The following is a 19,303-nucleotide window of genomic DNA, read 5'->3' as shown; positions in this document are numbered from 1 at the left end:
AAAAATTCGTTTTCCCGGGTTTAGTAGATATTCATGTCCACTTCAGGGAACCGGGGCGTGAGGATGCCGAGACCATCAAATCTGGCTCTCTTGCAGCAGTCCGTGGAGGAATTACCTCTGTTTGCTGTATGCCTAACACAAATCCTCCTTTAGACAACGCAGCGCTGGTCAAATTTGTTTATGATCGTGGAAGGGATGCATATTGTTGGGTTTATCCGATTGCGACAATTAGCAAAAAACTCGAGGGGATCGAGCTTTCTGAGATGTATGATCTTGCTATGGCAGGCGCGGCAGGTTTCTCCGACGATGGAAAACCAGTGATGAACTCTCAGCTTTTACGCAACGCGCTTTCTTATTCAAAGATGTTCGAGCTTCCTCTACTTCTGCACGAAGAAGACCTCGACCTTTCGCGAGGAGGACACATGCACGAGGGAATAGCAAGCGGAATCGTGGGGATGCAAGCCATTCCTTCGGTTGCTGAAGCTGGCATGATCGCTCGAGATGTCCTCTTAGCCGAGTTCCTTGAGGCTAGAATCCATATTTGTCATGTAAGTTCAAAGGAAAGTGTCGAAATAATCAAAACTGCTAAGGCTAAGGGAGTCGCAGTTTCGGCAGAAGCTGCTGTGCATCATCTTATTTTAACCGATGAAGATGTTGTGAATTCGGATTTCGATAGCAATTTTAAGATGAACCCACCACTTCGCACTAAGGAAGACGTGGAGTCACTTCGCGAGGCGTTGATAGATGGCACTTTAGACTGCATTGTCACCGATCATGCGCCTCACCCACCTGAGGATAAAGACTGTGAGTTTGCAATTGCGCCATTCGGAATTATTGGTCTAGAAACCTCCGCAAGCCTGATTTACACCAAATTGGTTAATACCGGCGTTATCGATATCGTAAAAATGGTCGAGCTTATGAGCACAAATCCTGCGCGTCTTGTCGATATTTCCGCCGGAACCCTTTCTCAGGGCGCAAACGCCGATGTTTGCATTTTTGATCCCACAAAAAAATGGACGGTCGATTCTTCTAAATTTGCCAGCAAATCGAAGAACACTCCTTTCGAAGGGTGGGAGCTTACCGGCAAAGCGGTATGGACCATGGTTGCCGGCGAGATAATATTCAACGAGATGTAGTTATTGTTTTATCTTATTCCTACTTTTTATTTTTGGTTAATTCTGGGATTCAAGGCTTGCCAATTTAAATCCATGAGTTATCTTATACTATAATAATAGATACAATTGATCTAAGGCTTATGTATAAAAATCTCAATGCCAAAATACTGGAATTTCTTCTCGAAAATAAATATGTAGATAAAAAGGCCTATACTAAAGCTATCGGATCAGAAAAAATCAAATCCAACGGTTTCTACTTTTTTGGGAATCTAGTTTCAGAAAAACTGATCGACGAGAAAAAGTTATATGAGGCTTATTCCGCATATTTTAAGATACCTCTTGCCAATATCAATGAGTTGGAACCCTCAGTAGAGTTATCCAATATTATTCCACCAAAAGACGCACAAATTTTTAACCTAGTGCCGCTTAAAATGGCTAAAGACGAAAGCCTTCTTGTTGCTATCGCCAATCCATTCGATACCGCCGGTAAAGACACGGTCAATTTTATAGCTAATAGGCCAGCGACCTATAAACTTGCCACTCTTAGTGATGTCAAGAAGGCTATCGAGTTTCTTTACAACACCGATAATTATATTCAAGGTCTTGTGCAAAGAACCAGCAATAAACATAGTAATATCAAATATGAAAATTTTGATAGAGGGAAGATCATCGAATCGGTCGCCGAAGAAAAAACTCTTCAAGCGCCAATAGTTAAACTTTTAAATATTATAATCATAGATGCCTTTGCACACAGAGCATCGGACATACATATCGAACCACAAGATAACAAGGTTCTTATTAGATACCGCATCGATGGTGAACTCATCGCGAAAATGGATTTTCCCGAACTCATCGGCCCCCCTCTTATTAGCCGTATCAAGGTGCTTTCGGAATTGGACCTAGCAAATCATTTTTCACCTCAGGATGGCAAGATACATGTCAAAATCGACGGTAAACCCCTCGATTTACGGATTTCAGTATTACCTATGATATGGGGAGAGAAGGTCGTTATTCGCCTTTTAGATGGAAAAACGATGTTCTCATCTCTTGAAAACCTTGGATTTACTGGCGAAACACTAGAGCGTTTCCTAAATACGATAAGACGCCCGCAAGGAATAATACTCGTCACTGGCCCTACCGGCTCTGGCAAATCGACCACGCTTTATGGCGCAATCGAATATCTCAAAAGCGAAGACAAGAATATTAATATCACAACTATCGAAGACCCTGTCGAATATGAAATAGAAGGAGTGAATCAGGTTCAAGTAAACCCAAAACGCGGAATTACTTTCGCTTCAAGTTTGAGATCGGTTCTTAGGCAAGACCCAGACGTTATACTTGTTGGTGAAATTAGAGATCCAGAAACAGCCAAAATAGCCGTTCAGGCAGCACAAACCGGTCATCTTGTGTTTTCTACCTTGCACACAAACGATTCTGTCGGCGCGATCTCGCGCCTTAAAGAGCTTGGAACTGATGTATCTGTTATCAAAGAAGTTACACTATGTATTCTAGCACAAAGACTAATTAAAAAAATATGTCCATATTGCAAACGCGATGCGAAAAAAAGCGAGCTACCAGAGTATCTTGTGAAAACCGCAAGAAAATACAATCCAAATATCCGGTTCTCTATCGGCGAAGGTTGTTCTCACTGCGACTGGACTGGTTTTCTTGGTAGGACTGCTGCGATAGAACTACTTGTTTTAAATACTCGTGTAAAAGACACTATGGCTACAGGATCGGAAAATAAGGTTCGTGCCGAGGCAATCGATAGCGGAATGCAACCCATGAACCTCACAGCTCTCGAATTGATAGATAAAGGCATCACAGAATTGAAATCGACGGCACGATCCGTGTATCTGCTCAATGAAAAACACCAAGACAATAGCGAATCTAACGAAGTCAGTCATGGTATAACATCCACTAATAAAAAACAATCCGAAAAACAACTTGAAAGCCGCGATAACCTCGTCTCAGATGAAAACGACCAAGAGAATAAACCTATAAACAGGGATACCAGTGTTGACGATTTATTGCCATTTCTCGATGTGCTTCTCTGTGGCCTCGAAGAAAAAATTGTAAATAAAGTCGAAAAACACTTAATCAAAAAGCGCTTAAATACTATCGCCCTTTCAAACCCAAATAGCATAATCGAGTTTCTACATAAACAAAAACCAGCACTTATCGTTATCGATAAAACAGTTGATAGTAATGCTGTCGATTTTCTCGAGGAAATCCGTTCGCACCTTTGCTTTATAGACCTTCCATTGCTTTTAATTACCGACAAAACCCCACAAGAAACAGACGAGATTCCATTCTGCCTCGGCGCAGATGATTATTTAATCCCCCCCTACGATTTCGATGTCCTAATTCAACGAATAGATTCTCTTGCAAGAAAAAATATAAATCAAGCCTAAAGTGCATTTATACGAATCATCATACCCACTCTATCCAAAAGACGATAGCCCCCCATGAAAATCAAAATCTGGCTTTCACGCTAAATCACTTGGATTAATTCCCACACCAACCTTATCTCTATTTAATTAAACACCCAAATTTATCCTATTCCAAAACAAAAACCAATATGTGTGAACAACAAGCATATGGCTCAAATATTCAAAGGTTGAAATTCCATGCAGGTGCGCTGGCGCGGGAAGGGAAGAAAATGGGGCTATGGGATTTTTGCGCGCGAAAATAACTGGCTATACTCCTGAGTTTGAGAAATAGCAAAAATCGTGACAGCGCTGGGCGGGAAAGTGTTTCTCATCCACCGATAAGGCAAATCCTTGTGAAACCCAAAATCAATAAAGGAAAAGTTCATAGCTAATTTCTAATAAAAAACCTTGTTTGTTCTTGCAAAAAAAAAATGTTTTCGTAAAATAAATTTTGTAAGATTGAACTCTGAGTCATTAAATATACTGTATTGTTTGGTGCACTTAACTATTTAAAGAGGAAACATTGAGACAAAGGGAAAAAGATAGGATAAGAAATAAGGATTTATTCCTTAAATCCGCTGAGGTTCTTTTTGAAGAAAAAGGCTATTTCAACACATCCATGGAAGAAATCGCCGATAAGGCCGGATTTTCTAAAGGGACTATTTACAACTACTTCGATGGTAAAGACCACCTCCTTGTAGAATCAGTCGATGTTGTTTTTTCAAATCTGAATTCATCTATCGATGAGATTTTTCCCGCAAGTAAAAGCCTCTCTGAAGGAATTAAAAAATATATTCATCTATCTTTTGAAATTTTAGAAAATAAACGGAACTTCTATCTTGCAATGATGTCCGAGGCTTTTAAGCAAGAATGTCTCCCTAAAGAACAGATTCATCGCAAAGTTTTTGAAGGAATGGGTGTATTTTTGGAAAAATTAAAAATGCATATCGAACAATTCGAGGATGAACTCAATCCTAAAATCTCTTCAAATGATCTTGCCTTAATGATTATTTCAATAACAACCGGAAGCGTTGGCCAGTGGATTGCAGCAGGAGGAGAATTCAACCTACTAGATAAAGAAAAAGTAATTTTTGAACTTATTCTTAATGGGTCTTTGAAAAAAATGTGACATGGGATTCATAGTATTACGCTTGGGCTTCAAATAAATATAAAGGAAAATTCATGAAATTGATAATTCGAGTATCTCTCGTTTTGGTTGTAACTTTTAGCCTCGGAGCTATAACACTCCAAGAGGCAATTTCCCGTGGTCTCGAAGCAAATTCTCAAGTTCTTACGGCCGGTTATAAAAGAGATAGCGCAAAAGAGGACGCAAAAATTGCATTTACAGGCCTGCTTCCGCATGCATCGGCGGACGGTTCATATACTCGCCTCGATGAAGTCCCTGTTATGACCATGCCGCTTGAGTTCGGTGGGATGAGTATAGAAATGGGCAAACAGAATAACTATAACTTAACCCTCGGAGTTCAACAGCCAATTTTCACTGGTGGTAAGATAATTAATGGCTACCGCGCCGCACGAAATGGCGCAAAGATTCAACAAGAAAACCTTAGAAATCAAAAAAGTTCGACCGCTGTTAGCATTTCAGAGGCTTATTATGGGGTTGTTAAAGCTGATTTGTTTGGAAATACGATGCAACAAGCTCGCAAACGGATGAATGGGCATCTTAAAGTAATCGAAGGTATGTTTACACAAGGCCTTATCAGCCGAAACAACCTCCTTCAGACGCGGGTTGCAAGTTCTGAAATCGATTTGATGATCATCCAATCGAGAAATGCAGTTAAAGCCTCGAGACTCGTCTTGAACTTCCTTCTCGATTTTCCGGCTGACACAACTCTTGAACTCGATCCCGATACAGCACAAATCGAGGTTTCGTGGGCTTCCTTGGAATGGGGGCTCGATTATGGGCTTAAATACAGGCCTGATATAAAAATGCTCGAATATGGCCTCGATGCGGCAAAAGCCGGAAAACTAATCGCTTTGGGCGCTTTTTCACCTGATGTTGTCGGTGTTTTTAATTGGTCGTATAAGCGTCCAAATCAAGCTCTCGAAGAAGAATTCTACGATTCATGGAATGTGACTCTCGCAGCAAGCTGGTCTCTGATTTCCTTCGGAGAGAGGATTTTTGGTGTGCGCAAAGCAAATTCTCAGAGGCGTGAGGCAGAGGAAACGCTCGATATGGTGCATCGCGCGGCGGAGATGGAGATTAGAATTTTTTACAATAACCTCGAGGAAAAAACTCAATCCCTCGATGTATCCCGAATTAAGCTCGAACAGGCTAACGAAGGTTATCGTGTGGCGGAAGCCGAGTTCAGCACAGGCATGGCGGTTAACACCGATGTTCTCGATGCAAATAGTACACTTATTCAAGCTCAAGCGGAATATATCTCTGCTGTAGTAAATTTAAAACTCGCCGTCGTTCAATACGAAGCGGCAATTAGTTCGCTCTTAAAGGAGTAAAAATTATGAGGACGAGGATTATCTGGATAATATTCGTGATTTTTATCGCTTCTATTGCAGGATGCGGGAAAAGCGATGATATTAAAAATATCGCGCAGGAAAAAGCATCCGTTAAAATCAAGCCAGTGGAAATAACCACCTTGGAAAAAATGGTTAAGTTTTCGGGGCGTCTCGAAGGACGCAAAGATATAATGGTCTTTCCGCAAATCCCTGGAACAATTGAGAAGATTCACGTCGGCGTAGGTGATAAGGTTAAATTCAATCAACTATTAGTGAGAATGAATGGTGAAACGCTCGACCAAACTAAGGCGCAATATGATGCCGCCAAAACGACTTATTCGAGAACTAAAGCGCTGTATGAAGACAGTCTAATAGCCCCGCAAAGCTACGACCAAGCAGAAGCAGGTTATAAGGCAGCTAAGGCGGGTTACAAACAGGTTCTGGATAACACTGACCTTCGGGCCCCTTTCTCAGGGACAATTGTAGGAAAATATTACAACGAACACGATGTCTACGCCCCTGGCCTTAGAGGGATTCTTCGTCTCGCTAAAACCGATAAACTCAAACTTCCCATAGAGATTGCTGCCAAGGATTTCCCAAATCTTAAAAAAGGTATGACGGCACGTATTTTTTCGGATGTTTATCCGGATAAAATGTTCGAAGGCACATTGGGGAATATCTCTCCAGGAGCAGACCCATATACCGGTCTTTTCAGCGGTGAAATTACTCTCGATAATAAGAACAATAATCTTCCAGTCGGAGTGTTCGTTGAAGTGGGTGTTATTACATCGACTAAAGACAATGCAATGATTATACCCCGATCTTCGGTGGTCAACGATAGTATAGTATTTGTTGTGGACAAAGGGAAAGCAAGCAGACGGATTATTGAAATCGGAATTATTACAAGCGATATAATCGAGGTTATTTCTGGTCTCGAAATAACGGATACTGTTGTATCTAAAGGGGCGGTCGGTCTTAAAGATGGACTTGAAGTTTACGTCGTTCAGGAGGTTGAAGAGTGACAATACCCGATTTTTCAGTTAAGCGACGTGTAACCATTGCCATGTTCGCGCTTATCCTTGTTGTTATGGGGATTTGGTCTCTATGGACTCTCGGACTCGATCTTCTCCCGGATATAGAATTTCCGATGGTTACAGTCACAACAGTCTACGCTGGCGCCGCAGGAGAGGAAATAGAAAAAACTGTTACAGAACCTCTCGAAGGCTATGTCGGCACGGTTAGCAATCTTAAAAAAGTGCATTCTGTTTCTCGAGAGAATATCTCAATTCTTATGCTCGAATTCGAATGGGGCACGAATATCGATTTTGCCGCACAGGATGTTCGAGCTTCGCTCGACGAGGCAATAGGTCTTCTACCCGAAGACGTTCGAAGACCTTACGTATCGAAATTTGACATCGGACAAATGCCAATTATGTCAATCCATTTCGTCGGAATGGAGGATACAAAAGCTCTTCGAGAATTAATAGAAGACAAATTAGCCGCTCCCCTTAAACGACTCGAGGGAGTTGCTAGTGTTCTTGTTATGGGTGGAGATGAAAGAGAAGTTCATGTCTATCTCGATGCTTTGAAAATGCACGAGTTGCACATTTCACCTTCAGATATCAGTTCGGCATTGGCCGCACACAACATGAATATGCCGGCCGGAAATATCGATATAGGGCAAAAAGAATATTTGCTTCGCACAATAGGAGAATTTAAAAGCGTTGAAGAGGTAGAAGATATTGTCATTGGTGCGACACCGTTCGGACAACCGATTCATCTTCGTGAAATAGCCGAAGTCGAGGACGGTCTAGTCGAGAAAAATTCATACATACGCGGGAACGGCGAAGAAGGCGTCTTGATGATGATATTCAAGCAGTCGCGTTCGAATAGCGTTTCCGTCGGTGGAGATGTCAAAAGGGCTATCGAAGAGCTTATGGTCAACATACCGGATAATATTAGCTATGGATTCGGCATGGATATGCATGACTGGATTATTCGCACCTCGGTTGCTACAGGATCTACTGCAATTATCGGCGGTTTATTGGCGATATTGATGATTTGGATATTCCTGCGCAACTGGCGCCCGACTTTTGCGATTTCGATTGCTATTCCACTCTCTGTTATCGCAACGTTTATACCGCTTAAATTAGCTGGATACACACTTAACATAATGACTATTGGAGGAATGGCCTTGGGAGTAGGTATGCTCGTTGACAACGCGGTTGTTGTTATCGAGAATATATACAGAAATATCGAGATGGGTAAGATTAGGAGCGAAGCCGCTAAGGACGGTGCCAATCAGGTTGCTATGGCCATTACTGCAAGCACGCTCACGACAATTGTCGTATTTTTGCCGATGGTATTCTCATCGGGACTCGCGGGTCAGCTTACGCGCGGATTAGCTCTTACTGTTTCGTTTGCACTGATTTGTAGTCTTATCGTAGCACTTTCAATTGTTCCAATGATAGCCTCGATCCTTTTCAAGAAACAGGGCAAACATAATAAGCATAAAGAGGGTTTCTTCTCGAAGTTACGTTTGAAATATAGATCGGTTTTACGCTGGAGCGTCAATCACAAGGGTTTGATGACGCTGTTCCTATTGGCTGGGCTTGTGATTACGGCTTTGACTTTCAAATTCATTGGAACGGAGTTCTTCCCGAAATCCGATGACGATATGTTGATTGTCAGGATGAAACTTCCAGTTGGAACAAAACTATCAGTTACCGATGAAAAGATTCAGATTCTGGAAAATATCCTATTCGATATACCCGAAGTCAACCAAGCTATGACAATGGTCGGTTCGAATTCACAGATGACTTTTGGACCAGAGAACTCGAACGAATCAATGGTGATGATTGTTCTCGACGCAAATCGCAAAAAGACACAGGCTGAAATAACTAAGGAAATCAAATCTCGTTTTCCTGATTATGAAGGAATCAAGCTTCAATTCAGCCAGATAAACATGATGAGTTCCGGTAAAGGCGATATAGATATTAAGGTTTTCGGCGACGATCTGGATAAACTTAGGGATTACTCTCTTGAAATAGTCGAATTAACAAAGGATATCCCCGGTCTTGAAGATGTTCGATCAAGTGTGGAACAAGGTAAACCGGAAATCGAGATCAGAATTAACAAAGAAAAGGCATCGCGACTTGGTGTTCCGACTTACCTTCTTGCAAGTCAAATTACTACCCTTACACTAGGCAGTGTATCGACACGACTACGCGATAAGGCTGGTGAGGAGACGGATATCCGCGTTAGGCTTAGGGAAGATCAGCGGGATGAAATAGAAAAGATAAAAAATCTACCGATTTCCACACCGATGGGCATAGTCCCGCTTAAAGAGGTTGCGGATTTCGTCGAGTGTAAAGGCCCCTTACAAATCGAGCACGAGAGTCAGACAAGACTTGTTCATGTTTATGGTAACCGTCGGGGCAGGGATGTCGGCGGTATCGTAAAGGACATCAAGGCGCAAATCGCTCCGTTGGTTAAGAACTTTGAACCCGGATATGATTTCAATATTTCCGGTGAACAGGAGGATATGCAGGACGCCTTCAAGGACCTTGCGATTGCACTCCTTCTTGCCATTGTGCTTGTATATGCGATTATGGCCGCGCTTTTCGAATCGCTCATTCAGCCTTTAGTGATTATGATTACGCTTCCGCTTGCGGCAATTGGTGTTGTATGGATTTTCCTTCTTTCCGGTTCGGCACTTTCCGTTGTTTCTTTCGTAGGTGTTATTATTCTTGCGGGTATTGTGGTGAATAACGGGATCGTGCTTGTCGATCATATAAATAAGCTTAGGGTTTCCGGTCTCCGCATGAAGGATGCTATAATTCAAGGTGGATTTGACAGGATGAGACCGGTTCTTATCACGGCGTTGACAACGATATTCGGTATGATCCCGATGGCGTTTTCCTCCGGCGATGGCGCCGAGATGCGCGCGCCGATAGCGCTTACGGTTATCGGTGGGCTGATCACGGCTACGGTTTTTACATTGCTATACGTCCCAATTTTCTATTCTGTTGCGGATAAATTCTCTAGGAAAGCACAGAAAAATTTGGTTTCTGTAGTTCATGGTGAAGATGAAGCAACCAAAATAGCTATCGATACCGATAGCTGTGATATTTAATAGCAATAAACGGTAATACGTTTTTTACGAAAAAAGGCCGAGCTAAAGCTCGGCCTTTTTGTCAACGTGGTGGAGGCGCCGGGAATCGAACCCGGGTCCGATAAACGCTTTCCGTAACCATCTACGAGTGTAGCAGGGCTATTAAATTCGCCTTTAGTTCGCCGCCATGCAGGGCTTACCAAATGCTATTTCGCGATAATAGCTGTTACAGTCGGCGCGAAAGTCCTTCTATAACGCGCTCCTTTTTACGGCGTTCACTAGAAGGCGTTTGGAGCGTCACTCCCCCCGGAACGTGGCTGCTAATTAAGCTGCCAGTGCGTAATCATATTCCGCATTTATTGCGGTTCCGGATTATTTACGAGCTTCCGGAACTCGACTCGCAGGTTACAGCTCGCTGGATACCGTCGAATCCATTTCGCCCCCTCTTGAAAAGAGGTGTCAAAATATGGTCGGTCCATCGAGTATTCGATGTTTAATTTTCAAATAGCAAATATTTTTAGGCTAATATTATTATGCATATCATAACAATATTATCAACATTCTGTTTGTTAATCAATAAAAAATACCCCATAGAGGATTCGAACCTCCGACCCACTGATTAAGAGTCAGTTGCTCTGCCAACTGAGCTAATGGGGCATTTAAATAAAATTCTTCGGCTTAATCAACCGAGTATGCGTAAATTTATGCCTGAGGCGAATGAAATGCAAGTTCTTTATCAAATAAAAATACCATTAATTGCGTTAAAGTAAATGGTAGGCATGCTCGGTGCCTATTTTTTGTATAGTTCCTTGATTAATATTCGTTGCACAGCAAGTATATATTTCAATTATAAAGTTCTCCTCGAAAACTTACTTATGGGATTTTAACTTGAATCATATGTTTCAAGAAATTTCCCATTTCAACTTATAGAACTTGCGAAAGCATGTATTTCTCACTATTTTGTTTCAAACATCATCGATGGAGAAAAAAATGGAACCAGTAATTCTTGAAAACGAACCCTCAGTCGCCCATCTTTTATCCATTCTTCGGGATCGCACAACAACAACCTCTGAGTATGTTGCTCGAACCGATACATTGGCGAGTTTGGTCGTAGCCACCGCGCTACGCTCCGCACCATTTAAGGAAATAGAAATAGAGACCCCCCTCGAAACAGCTAAAGTTCGTCGCATTTCCGAAAAGGAAGTAATAGCCGTGCCGATTTTAAGGGCCGGTCTCGGTATGGAAAGAGCTTTTCTCAGGCTTCTTCCCGGCGCTTCAATATATCATATTGGCATGCGCAGAGATGAAACGACTTTCAGACCCCATTACTATTATGATTCCTTTCCAGTGGACCTTTCTGATAAAACTGTTTTTATGCTCGATCCTATGCTTGCGACCGGCGGAAGTGCAGTATCCGCTGCCAAAAAGCTTATAGAGCTTAAACCTAATAAGGTCGTTTATTGCGGTATAATTGGTGCACCCGATGGCATGAATAAGCTCAGAACCACGTTCCCTCAAATTGATATCTATCTTGCCGCACTCGATAAGCGACTCGATGAAAATGCGTATATTCGTCCAGGGTTGGGCGATGCAGGCGACCGCTATTATGGCACTCTATAACCAGAGCGCAGATCAAATCACCAAACTTCAAATATAAGTTTTTTTGGGGGGCGTCGAATTTATTTGCCGAAAGGAAAGAAATCTTTCCATCGGTAAATAAATCGGCTGGAAGCCGAAATTCAATATAGATATAAAACTCAGTTTTCTGCCAGCTTCCAGCCTGCCTTCGAGGCATAAAGCCTCGAAGAACGACGCCCTCCAAAAAGTGCCATCGAGCCTCTAATTGCTTTCTTAATACAAATGAATAAACCAATAAGGATATTCATTATAACTTTTTACTTGATTATCGGCGGTGTAGCTCTATCTTATTGTCAAAATGACAAATGATTATAACATAACTCTATTAATATTTCAGATACTCGGTGGTGTCACCCTTTTCCTCTATGGAATTCGCAAAGTGACTAAATCGCTGGAGGATTTTGCCGGCGCTAGCCTCAAGCTTGTTGTTACACGTATGACTAATAGAAGGTTACGCGGATTCTTGCTTGGTTTAATGGTCGCGCTATCGCTTCAATCCTCAGCTGCTGTTATGCTTATGATTGTGGCGTTGTCTAACAACGGCCTTCTGTTGTTGATGAATGCTGTGGGCATAATTCTGGGTGCTGGAGTCGGCTCGACACTCACTGTTCAGCTACTAGCTTTCAAGATTCATCCATGGGCACCGGCCATGCTGCTTTTTGGTTTCATTTTAATGAAGATCACTCGCTCCGATAGGATGCGCGATATAGGTGGTGCGATATTTTCTTTCGGTCTGGTCTTCCTAGGAATGCACCTCATCACCGAGGGCACAACTCCATTGGTTAAAGAGGCCTTTTTCTCCGAAGCCATAGGCTTTTTCTCGCGAACCCCGTTTTTCGCCGCTGTTCTCGCTGCAGGTATAACACTTCTTTTTCAATCAAGCGCTGCAACACTCGGACTTCTTCTAACGCTTGGGTTCAGTGGAATTATAGATGTAGAGACTGCCTTGCCATTTATAGTAGGTGCTAATATCGGAAGTTGTGGAATCGCATTTATCGGTGCAGCAAGCGGCGGTTCAAAAGGCAAGCGTGTCGCATGGACGGAGCTGATAATCCGATCATGCGCAGGTATTATAGTCTTTGTGCTTTCGAAATATTACATCGAACTTGCTAATTATCTCAGCGACAACCCGGCGAGAGCTATCGCCCATCTTCATACGATGTTTGCCCTCAGCGCCGCAATAGTGTTCTTGCCATTCAATAAACCTCTCTCAAAAATTGTCGAGAAAATAGTGCCGGCTTCTGACGATGATGATAGTTTTAAACCCATCTATTTAGAACCGAATGCCATGAATAACCCCTCACTGGCGCTCGGGAGCGCTGCAAGAGAGATACTAAGACAAGGGGATATCGTTCTCTCCATGCTCGAGGATATTATGATTGCGCTCGAAGAGTATGACCGCGAGCTTTTAATTGAAATAGTCGAACGCGATGACCGGGTGGACATAGAACAGGAAGCCATCACGGATTACCTCACACGGCTAACCGAATCAGAACTTTCAGCTAAGGAATCTCGCACCGAACTCGAGCTTCTAACTATCACGCTGGAGCTCGAGCATATAGCAGATGTTGTCAGTAAAAACCTCTCACAGCATGTCGTTAAAAGATTGGATATGGGTTATTATTTTTCCAAAGAAGGCCTTGTTGAAATCAGAGAATTCCATAACGAAGTTAAGGCGCTTTTGAAAGAATCCCTGGATCTTATTGCCTTAAGGGACACTTCAATTGCTAAAGACATCATCGAAAAAACAAAAGAGATAATTAAAAAGCAAAGACAGCTCAACAGAAACCATATCGAACGACTTCATGCGGGAGTTAAATATTCATCCGAGACAAGCACAATCCACCTCGACTTGATCTCCGACTTAAGCCGAATAGCAATCCATGTTTCATATATTGCTTACGCTATTTTAGGCAAGGTATGATGAGAACTGAGGAGAGAAAAAAGGCTATTAAAATCGCCATGCGTGCAGCGCTAGTATTCGTAGCAGTTGTCTTAGGTGCCTATGCCATTAGCCGGTTTTATCTCGCCGATTTCTCTGAGACACTATTGGAAGCAACACTTTCAGACGCTCTCACCGACACCAGAGAGTTAAGCGGATTCATATCTGATAGGCTCGAAGAGGGTTTTATTTCACCCAACGACAGAGCTCGAATTAGGGAAATTAAAGAAAAATATGGCTTTGTTTATATAGTTGCAGCCGACTCCGATGGAGGAGTTGTTTTCAATATGGGAATCGCGGAAGCTCTCAATCTTGGAAAAGAACAGAATATTGGGATATTGCCACTCGTTTTAACCGGCCCGGGAGTAAGAATACCAGTTTACGATATAGCCGTTACTATGCCGGGAAGTAGGATGTTGCATGCGGGGATACCCCAAGAGGGCCTCACTCCTGAGCTTGCCAAGGTTACTGACATGGCAGGGAATCTACTTCGAGTGCTTTTCGCTCTTGCGCTTGGAGGAATATCCGCTGCGATTGCCTACGGTGGTTTCATGGTTAGAAGAGTCAAGAGACTTCGGCAGGAAATAGAAAGACAAAGCAGATTAGCCTATTTGGGGGAGATCGCCGGAAGCCTCGCGCACGAAATCCGTAATCCCTTGAATACTATTAATATGAATATTCAGCTTCTCGATGAGAAGCTTTCAAATGGCGATGATAAAACTAAAACTAAACTCACTCGAATACGCTCCGAGATTATTCGCTTGGATGGCATTCTTACGAGTTTCCTGCGTTTCGCAAGACCACCAAAGCTCAATCTCGTGAAGATTAACATTGTCGAGGTGCTTACTAGATTAGTCGAGTTCTTCGGGCCCGAACTTGAAAACTCTGGTCTGAGGCTTCGCCTCGATTTATTAGAGGAAATTCCCGAAATCCGTGGTGATGCCGAACAATTACGCCAACTTTTCTTGAATCTAATACTCAACGCGCGTGATGCTTCCGATAAGGGCGACGAAATCACTATCACTATTAGTAAAACTCCGCGACGAGTTCATATAACTGTATTGGATCAGGGATGTGGTATAGAGAAAAACCGTATCGAACGTATTTTTAAACCATATACAACCACAAAGGAAAACGGCACAGGCGTAGGCCTGGCTATCGTGCGAAGGGTTGCGATGGACCATGGCGGAAGCGTTCGTGTTGAAAGCAAAGCCGGCGAAGGAACGAGCTTCACTGTTTCGCTCCCACGCTAATACAAAAGTGATATATAATGATGAAAAATAAAAAAGATCACCTTCTTTTAGTCGATGACGAAATTGGACAACTTGAAGCATTGAAAGAGGTCCTCGAAGCCGACAATAGAATAATACACACCGCTCAAACCGGCGAACAAGCCAAGAAGCTTTTCGAGAAGCTTAATATTGATCTTCTTATTGCAGATTTAATGCTTCCGGGAGAGATCGGCGGAATCGAGCTTTTGGAAATAGCTCGGAGTGAGGATTCCTCCGCTGAAGTGATACTTGTAACCGGCCACGGCACTGTCGATACGGCTATCGAGGCCATGAAAAAGGGCGCCTACGATTATCTCACGAAACCGGTAGATATAAAGCGTCTTAAAGCGGTTACCAATAAGGCGTTGGAGGTTTCGCACATGTTAAGCCGCCAAAAAGAGCTTGAAAGTGCGCTTCTAGGTGAGGTTGGTTTTATGGGAATAATCGGGGAATCTCCCGCAATAACTAAGGTCTTCGAGCGGATAAAGGCCGCTGCGCCGATAAACTCGACTGTCCTAATCACTGGCGAAAGCGGCACTGGGAAGGAGCTCGTGGCAGACGCAATACATAGAGTCTCTAAACGCGCCGAGGGACCGCTGGTAAAGGTTAATTGCTCCGCTATACCGGAATCGCTTATGGAAAGCGAACTTTTTGGCCACGAAAAGGGCGCATTTACCGGAGCAATCGACAGTAGAGCCGGTAAATTCGAACAATCCTCCGGTGGTACTATCGTGCTCGACGAAATAGGAGACGTTCCCCTCAAACTCCAACCAAAGCTGCTTCGCGTTCTCGAAAACTCGACAGTCGAGAGGCTCGGGGGAAGAGGAACAAAACAACTCAATCTTCGAGTAATCTCCTCTACAAATCGCGATTTAGATGAGGTAGTTCGGCAGGGCCAATTCCGTCAAGACTTGCTTTATCGCCTTCGCGTCGTGACTATCGACCTACCACCTCTTCGCAAAAGGAAAGAGGATATTCCACGCCTTATAGACTATTTCCTTAATAAGCTCTCAATTCAACTGGAACGCGAGCTTACCGGATTATCCGAAGAAGCAATGGATATATTCATGGAATACGATTGGCCGGGTAATATCCGCGAGCTTAAACATGCGCTCGAACAGATGGCTATCTTCAGTCCAGAACCAATGCTTTCAAATGTTCCAGAGACCATACATGTCAAAAAATCATTCGCTAATAACAACCTGGGCGGCATCCCAATCCGCGATCTAGAAAAACAAGCCATTCTGGAAACCCTCAAAGAATGTGACGGAGACAAAAAACACGCTGCCGAGATACTAGGCATAGGCCTAAGAACCCTTTACCGTAAACTCGAGGAATACGGCGAGGTTTAAATCAAGCGATCATGAGCGCGCAAATCGACGAAAAATCTCCAAAATTACCCTGTCATTGCGACCCAAAGAGAATAAATCTCCTTCGTATCGGACGAGATTCCTCGCTGTACTCAAAATGACAGAGATTCGTAAAAACCCTCTTCGCCGTCGGTTTCAACCGACGGGAATGAAGGATGGCGCGCATTAAAGCCTTCGAAAAAATAATTGACCGGTCGCTGGCGCGGGCAGGGACGATGGCGCAGAATTTGCCCCTCTGCAAATTCCGTGACAGAGTGGTGGAAGGGGGAGGATTTTTGCGGTCGAAAATCATGTAAAATTATTCCTTATCGACCGTAGCAAAAATCGTGACAGCGACCGAGGAGGGTAAGAAGATCAATAAATCGAAATATTTAATGGCGATTGGCATCTACCCTAAATCACAGTGAAATACCAAAAAAATAATCCTCTATTCCGGCAAGAGCAAGTGATGCCTCTTATCAAAATAAAGGCGACGGACAAACAAAACTGACATGAGTGAGGATAAGGCGGTGGTGGTCAGAAGAATATACATAATCACAAGCTGATAATGAACAGCTTCACTCGGTTCAACTCCACTAACTATCTGGCCTGTCATCATCCCAGGAATATGAACTAACCCAACCACCATAGTGGTGCTAATAATATGCATCATGCCGGTCTTCACCGAGGCACGCACCGCCGGAAGACAAGCATTGTGGACATCAGAGCCGAGTGAAAGTGCCGCCTCTATCTCACCAGAACGATTTTTCATCTCAGAGAATAAACGATTAACAGAAAGCGCCGCCGAAGACATAGCGTTGCCAATAATCATACCACCTATAGGAATTAAATATTGAGGCCCCCAAAAAGGCGTTGGTTTGATAATAAAGCATACTCCAAGAACTATAGATATCGCACTTGAAGCAAAAATAGATACGAAAAACCTACCGGTGAGACCGGATAAGCCTTTGCCCTGTCTGCGCATAGCGTTATATGCCGCAATACCCACCATTAATAGAAGCCATGATGTAACAAGATACCAACGGTTGAGGACAAACACCCAATCCAAAATGTAACCGACAACCATCAATTGAAGAAAAGAGCGTAAAACGCCTACAAAAAGATCCTTTTCGAGCTTCAGTTTGAGAATAATACTAACAACTGCAGCGATAGATACCATGGCAGCAGCAGCAATTAGCGAGTATGTCGAGAGATGAAGCATGTCATTCATGGCAATCATCGCCGCTTTTTAGCATGCCAATTTGCTCGATAAACTCGGGTGGAGGATTAATAAAAAAATCCTTAGCCTCAGAGACTTCAATTAATGTTCCGTTTGCAATAAAAGCCACATCGAGAGCAAAACCCCGGACAAGAGCAAGATCATGAAGAATCATAACCACCGTAAGATCCAATTCGATAGCAAGTCTTTTAACTAAATTAGCGATCTTCTTTGCAGTTTTAATGTCGAGTGCCGATGTAGGTTCATCCATCATAAGGATATTCGGACCTGTGGAAAGCGCCCGTGCAATGGCGACTCGCTGTATCTGACCGATAGAAAGCGAATCGGACTTCGAGGATATTATGCTCGAAGCAAGTCCTACTAAATCGAGAAGATGCTCTACCTTATCATCAGTAATATTCTCGCCGGCAAGCGCTGGCCCATAACGAATATTATCGGCGACCGAGCCCTCGAATAGTGAAGGCGCTTGTTGAACAAAGCCAATATTTTTTCGATACTCCGTAGGCTCTATCTCAATTAAATTTTTCCCATTAAAAAAAATTTCACCTTCATTATATGGCTCGAGGTCGGCCATCATGCGAAGAAGTGTTGTTTTGCCTGAACCGGATGGACCTATTATCGCCAACCGGTCACCCGAGGGAACCTTAAGATTAACATCGCGAAGTATCCACTCATATTCATCCTTCAGAGAGCGCCGTTTCTTACGCCCTAAACCTCTGAGCTCGACAATTATTTCACGCTCGTTCATAAATTAAAACAGAAGCGTAAAAAATCTGTCCGGACGAATTTCCTTCGGGTGGAACCAACTCTTGAATATTATCAGTATATTATCGAAGATAGTCGGTGTCTTACCCGGGGCTGGTGGCTGAACTTCCACCGAATAATAAATCATCGATGGGCGACCCTTGACATTGTCGAGAGGAACCGGTCCCCAAAAACGCGAATCGTAACTTTGGTCACGATTATCCCCTATACACATAAGATAACCCTCAGGGATAGTAACCTTCTGGAAGTTATCGGAGATCGAAAAATAAATAAGCTGCTGCATATTATAGGTAAGTGCTTTATTGATTATCGGAATGACCTCTTCACTGGAAAAATCAGTGTCAAGATAGGCTTCAAAGCCTTCGATTAAAGCGATCCTGAGATATTCGTCCCACCTGTTGCTCTTAGGAGTGATGTTGGTTATTGCTGTTCTAAGGCTATCATATTCAATTTCCATTCCTGCGCTATTTGCCTCGTAAGTAGCCACAAAAGCATAAAGCGATTTCACAATGCCAGGTTTCTGGGAGACAAGCTTCATCACCTGACCAAAAAGGTCTCGCGATTCCCATGCTTTCTGCCAGTCGGAGTCGGAAATGCCGAGGATATTTGGAACGGGTGGTAAAGTATTCTCGAAATGGGCGTGACTATCCGGAACTTCAAGGCCGTCGATAATGGGCTTACGGTCTTTTATTTCGAAGGTCTGGCCACCAACCGCCAGACAGCGTTTCACATAATCCACTTTAGGTTCGACCGGGTATTTAAACACCACAACATCGCCACCTTGAGGGTCGCCAAAGCGATATGAAAGCTTCTCAGCAAGGAGATATTCTCCCGGAAGTATAGTAGGTATCATACTTCCGGTGGGCACGGCGTGAGCCTCGACAACAAATGCCCTTAAAAGAAGAACCACCACCACTGTCTCCACAATGGCCCTTAGCCCTCCTAGAAATATTTTCGTG

Annotated in this window: 13 protein-coding genes, 1 tRNA gene and 1 other RNA gene; 10 read left to right on the top strand and 5 right to left on the bottom strand. The window is 43.2% G+C overall.

Annotation, left to right across the window (positions count from 1 at the left end; all coding sequences use genetic code 11):
- The 6 genes from KAH81_07660 to KAH81_07635 form a co-directional block, all read left to right on the top strand.
- Window positions 1-1,136: dihydroorotase (locus KAH81_07660; protein MCK5833529.1), on the top strand; the 1,136-nt coding region annotated here is incomplete at its 5' end.
- A gap of 119 nt (window positions 1,137-1,255) precedes the next feature.
- Window positions 1,256-3,529 (top strand): Flp pilus assembly complex ATPase component TadA, encoded by a 2,274-nt coding sequence (tadA, locus tag KAH81_07655; GenBank protein MCK5833528.1) that lies wholly within the window; start codon window positions 1,256-1,258, stop codon window positions 3,527-3,529.
- 541 nt (window positions 3,530-4,070) lie between these two features.
- Window positions 4,071-4,676: a TetR/AcrR family transcriptional regulator gene (locus tag KAH81_07650; GenBank protein MCK5833527.1), complete on the top strand. Its 606-nt coding sequence runs from the start codon at window positions 4,071-4,073 to the stop codon at window positions 4,674-4,676.
- 53 nt (window positions 4,677-4,729) lie between these two features.
- Window positions 4,730-6,025 carry a TolC family protein gene (locus tag KAH81_07645; GenBank protein ID MCK5833526.1) on the top strand — a complete coding sequence of 432 codons (1,296 nt, stop codon included), beginning with the start codon at window positions 4,730-4,732 and terminating at the stop codon, window positions 6,023-6,025.
- A 5-nt stretch (window positions 6,026-6,030) separates the two neighbouring features.
- Window positions 6,031-7,047, top strand: coding sequence for an efflux RND transporter periplasmic adaptor subunit (locus KAH81_07640; protein MCK5833525.1), 1,017 nt, complete (start codon window positions 6,031-6,033; stop codon window positions 7,045-7,047).
- Window positions 7,044-10,160 carry an efflux RND transporter permease subunit gene (locus KAH81_07635; GenBank protein ID MCK5833524.1) on the top strand — a complete coding sequence of 1,039 codons (3,117 nt, stop codon included), beginning with the start codon at window positions 7,044-7,046 and terminating at the stop codon, window positions 10,158-10,160. Before KAH81_07640 ends, KAH81_07635 begins: the two co-directional genes overlap by 4 nt.
- A gap of 67 nt (window positions 10,161-10,227) precedes the next feature.
- Here the strand turns inward: KAH81_07635 and ssrA are convergent.
- Window positions 10,228-10,583: a transfer-messenger RNA gene (gene ssrA, locus KAH81_07630) on the bottom strand.
- Window positions 10,584-10,723: 140 nt separating this feature from the next.
- Window positions 10,724-10,796, bottom strand: a tRNA-Lys gene (locus KAH81_07625).
- 333 nt (window positions 10,797-11,129) lie between these two features.
- On the opposite strand from KAH81_07625, the gene upp reads away from it, so the two are divergent.
- The 4 genes from upp to KAH81_07605 all read left to right on the top strand — a co-directional run bounded on the left by upp (window position 11,130) and on the right by KAH81_07605 (window position 16,342).
- The gene (gene upp / locus KAH81_07620) at window positions 11,130-11,759 is read left to right on the top strand and encodes a uracil phosphoribosyltransferase (GenBank protein ID MCK5833523.1); all 630 of its coding nucleotides are present in this window, start codon (window positions 11,130-11,132) and stop codon (window positions 11,757-11,759) included.
- Between the two features lie 316 nt (window positions 11,760-12,075).
- Complete coding sequence (locus KAH81_07615; GenBank protein ID MCK5833522.1) at window positions 12,076-13,701, top strand: Na/Pi cotransporter family protein; 1,626 nt, start codon at window positions 12,076-12,078, stop codon at window positions 13,699-13,701.
- Window positions 13,698-14,972 (top strand): GHKL domain-containing protein, encoded by a 1,275-nt coding sequence (locus KAH81_07610; protein MCK5833521.1) that lies wholly within the window; start codon window positions 13,698-13,700, stop codon window positions 14,970-14,972. Before KAH81_07615 ends, KAH81_07610 begins: the two co-directional genes overlap by 4 nt.
- A gap of 20 nt (window positions 14,973-14,992) precedes the next feature.
- Window positions 14,993-16,342, top strand: a complete 1,350-nt coding sequence (locus KAH81_07605; protein MCK5833520.1) for a sigma-54-dependent Fis family transcriptional regulator — start codon at window positions 14,993-14,995, stop codon at window positions 16,340-16,342.
- A 445-nt stretch (window positions 16,343-16,787) separates the two neighbouring features.
- On the opposite strand, the gene fetB is transcribed toward KAH81_07605, so the two are convergent.
- Genes fetB through lepB form a run of 3 tightly spaced genes read right to left on the bottom strand, consistent with a single transcriptional unit; the run spans window position 16,788 to window position 19,269 of the window.
- Window positions 16,788-17,570, bottom strand: a complete 783-nt coding sequence (gene fetB / locus KAH81_07600) for an iron export ABC transporter permease subunit FetB (GenBank protein ID MCK5833519.1) — start codon at window positions 17,568-17,570, stop codon at window positions 16,788-16,790.
- The gene (locus KAH81_07595; GenBank protein ID MCK5833518.1) at window positions 17,563-18,327 is read right to left on the bottom strand and encodes an ATP-binding cassette domain-containing protein; all 765 of its coding nucleotides are present in this window, start codon (window positions 18,325-18,327) and stop codon (window positions 17,563-17,565) included. Before KAH81_07595 ends, fetB begins: the two co-directional genes overlap by 8 nt.
- A 3-nt stretch (window positions 18,328-18,330) precedes the next feature.
- Entirely contained in the window at window positions 18,331-19,269 is a 939-nt protein-coding gene (gene lepB / locus KAH81_07590) for a signal peptidase I (GenBank protein MCK5833517.1), read from the bottom strand.
- Between the last annotated feature and the right edge of the window lie 34 nt (window positions 19,270-19,303).

It is taken from the genome of bacterium (assembly GCA_023145965.1).
GTDB lineage: Bacteria > UBP14 > UBA6098 > UBA6098 > UBA6098 > UBA6098.
Note: the sequence above shows the minus strand (reverse complement) of the source record. Positions and strands in the feature narration are given on the sequence as shown.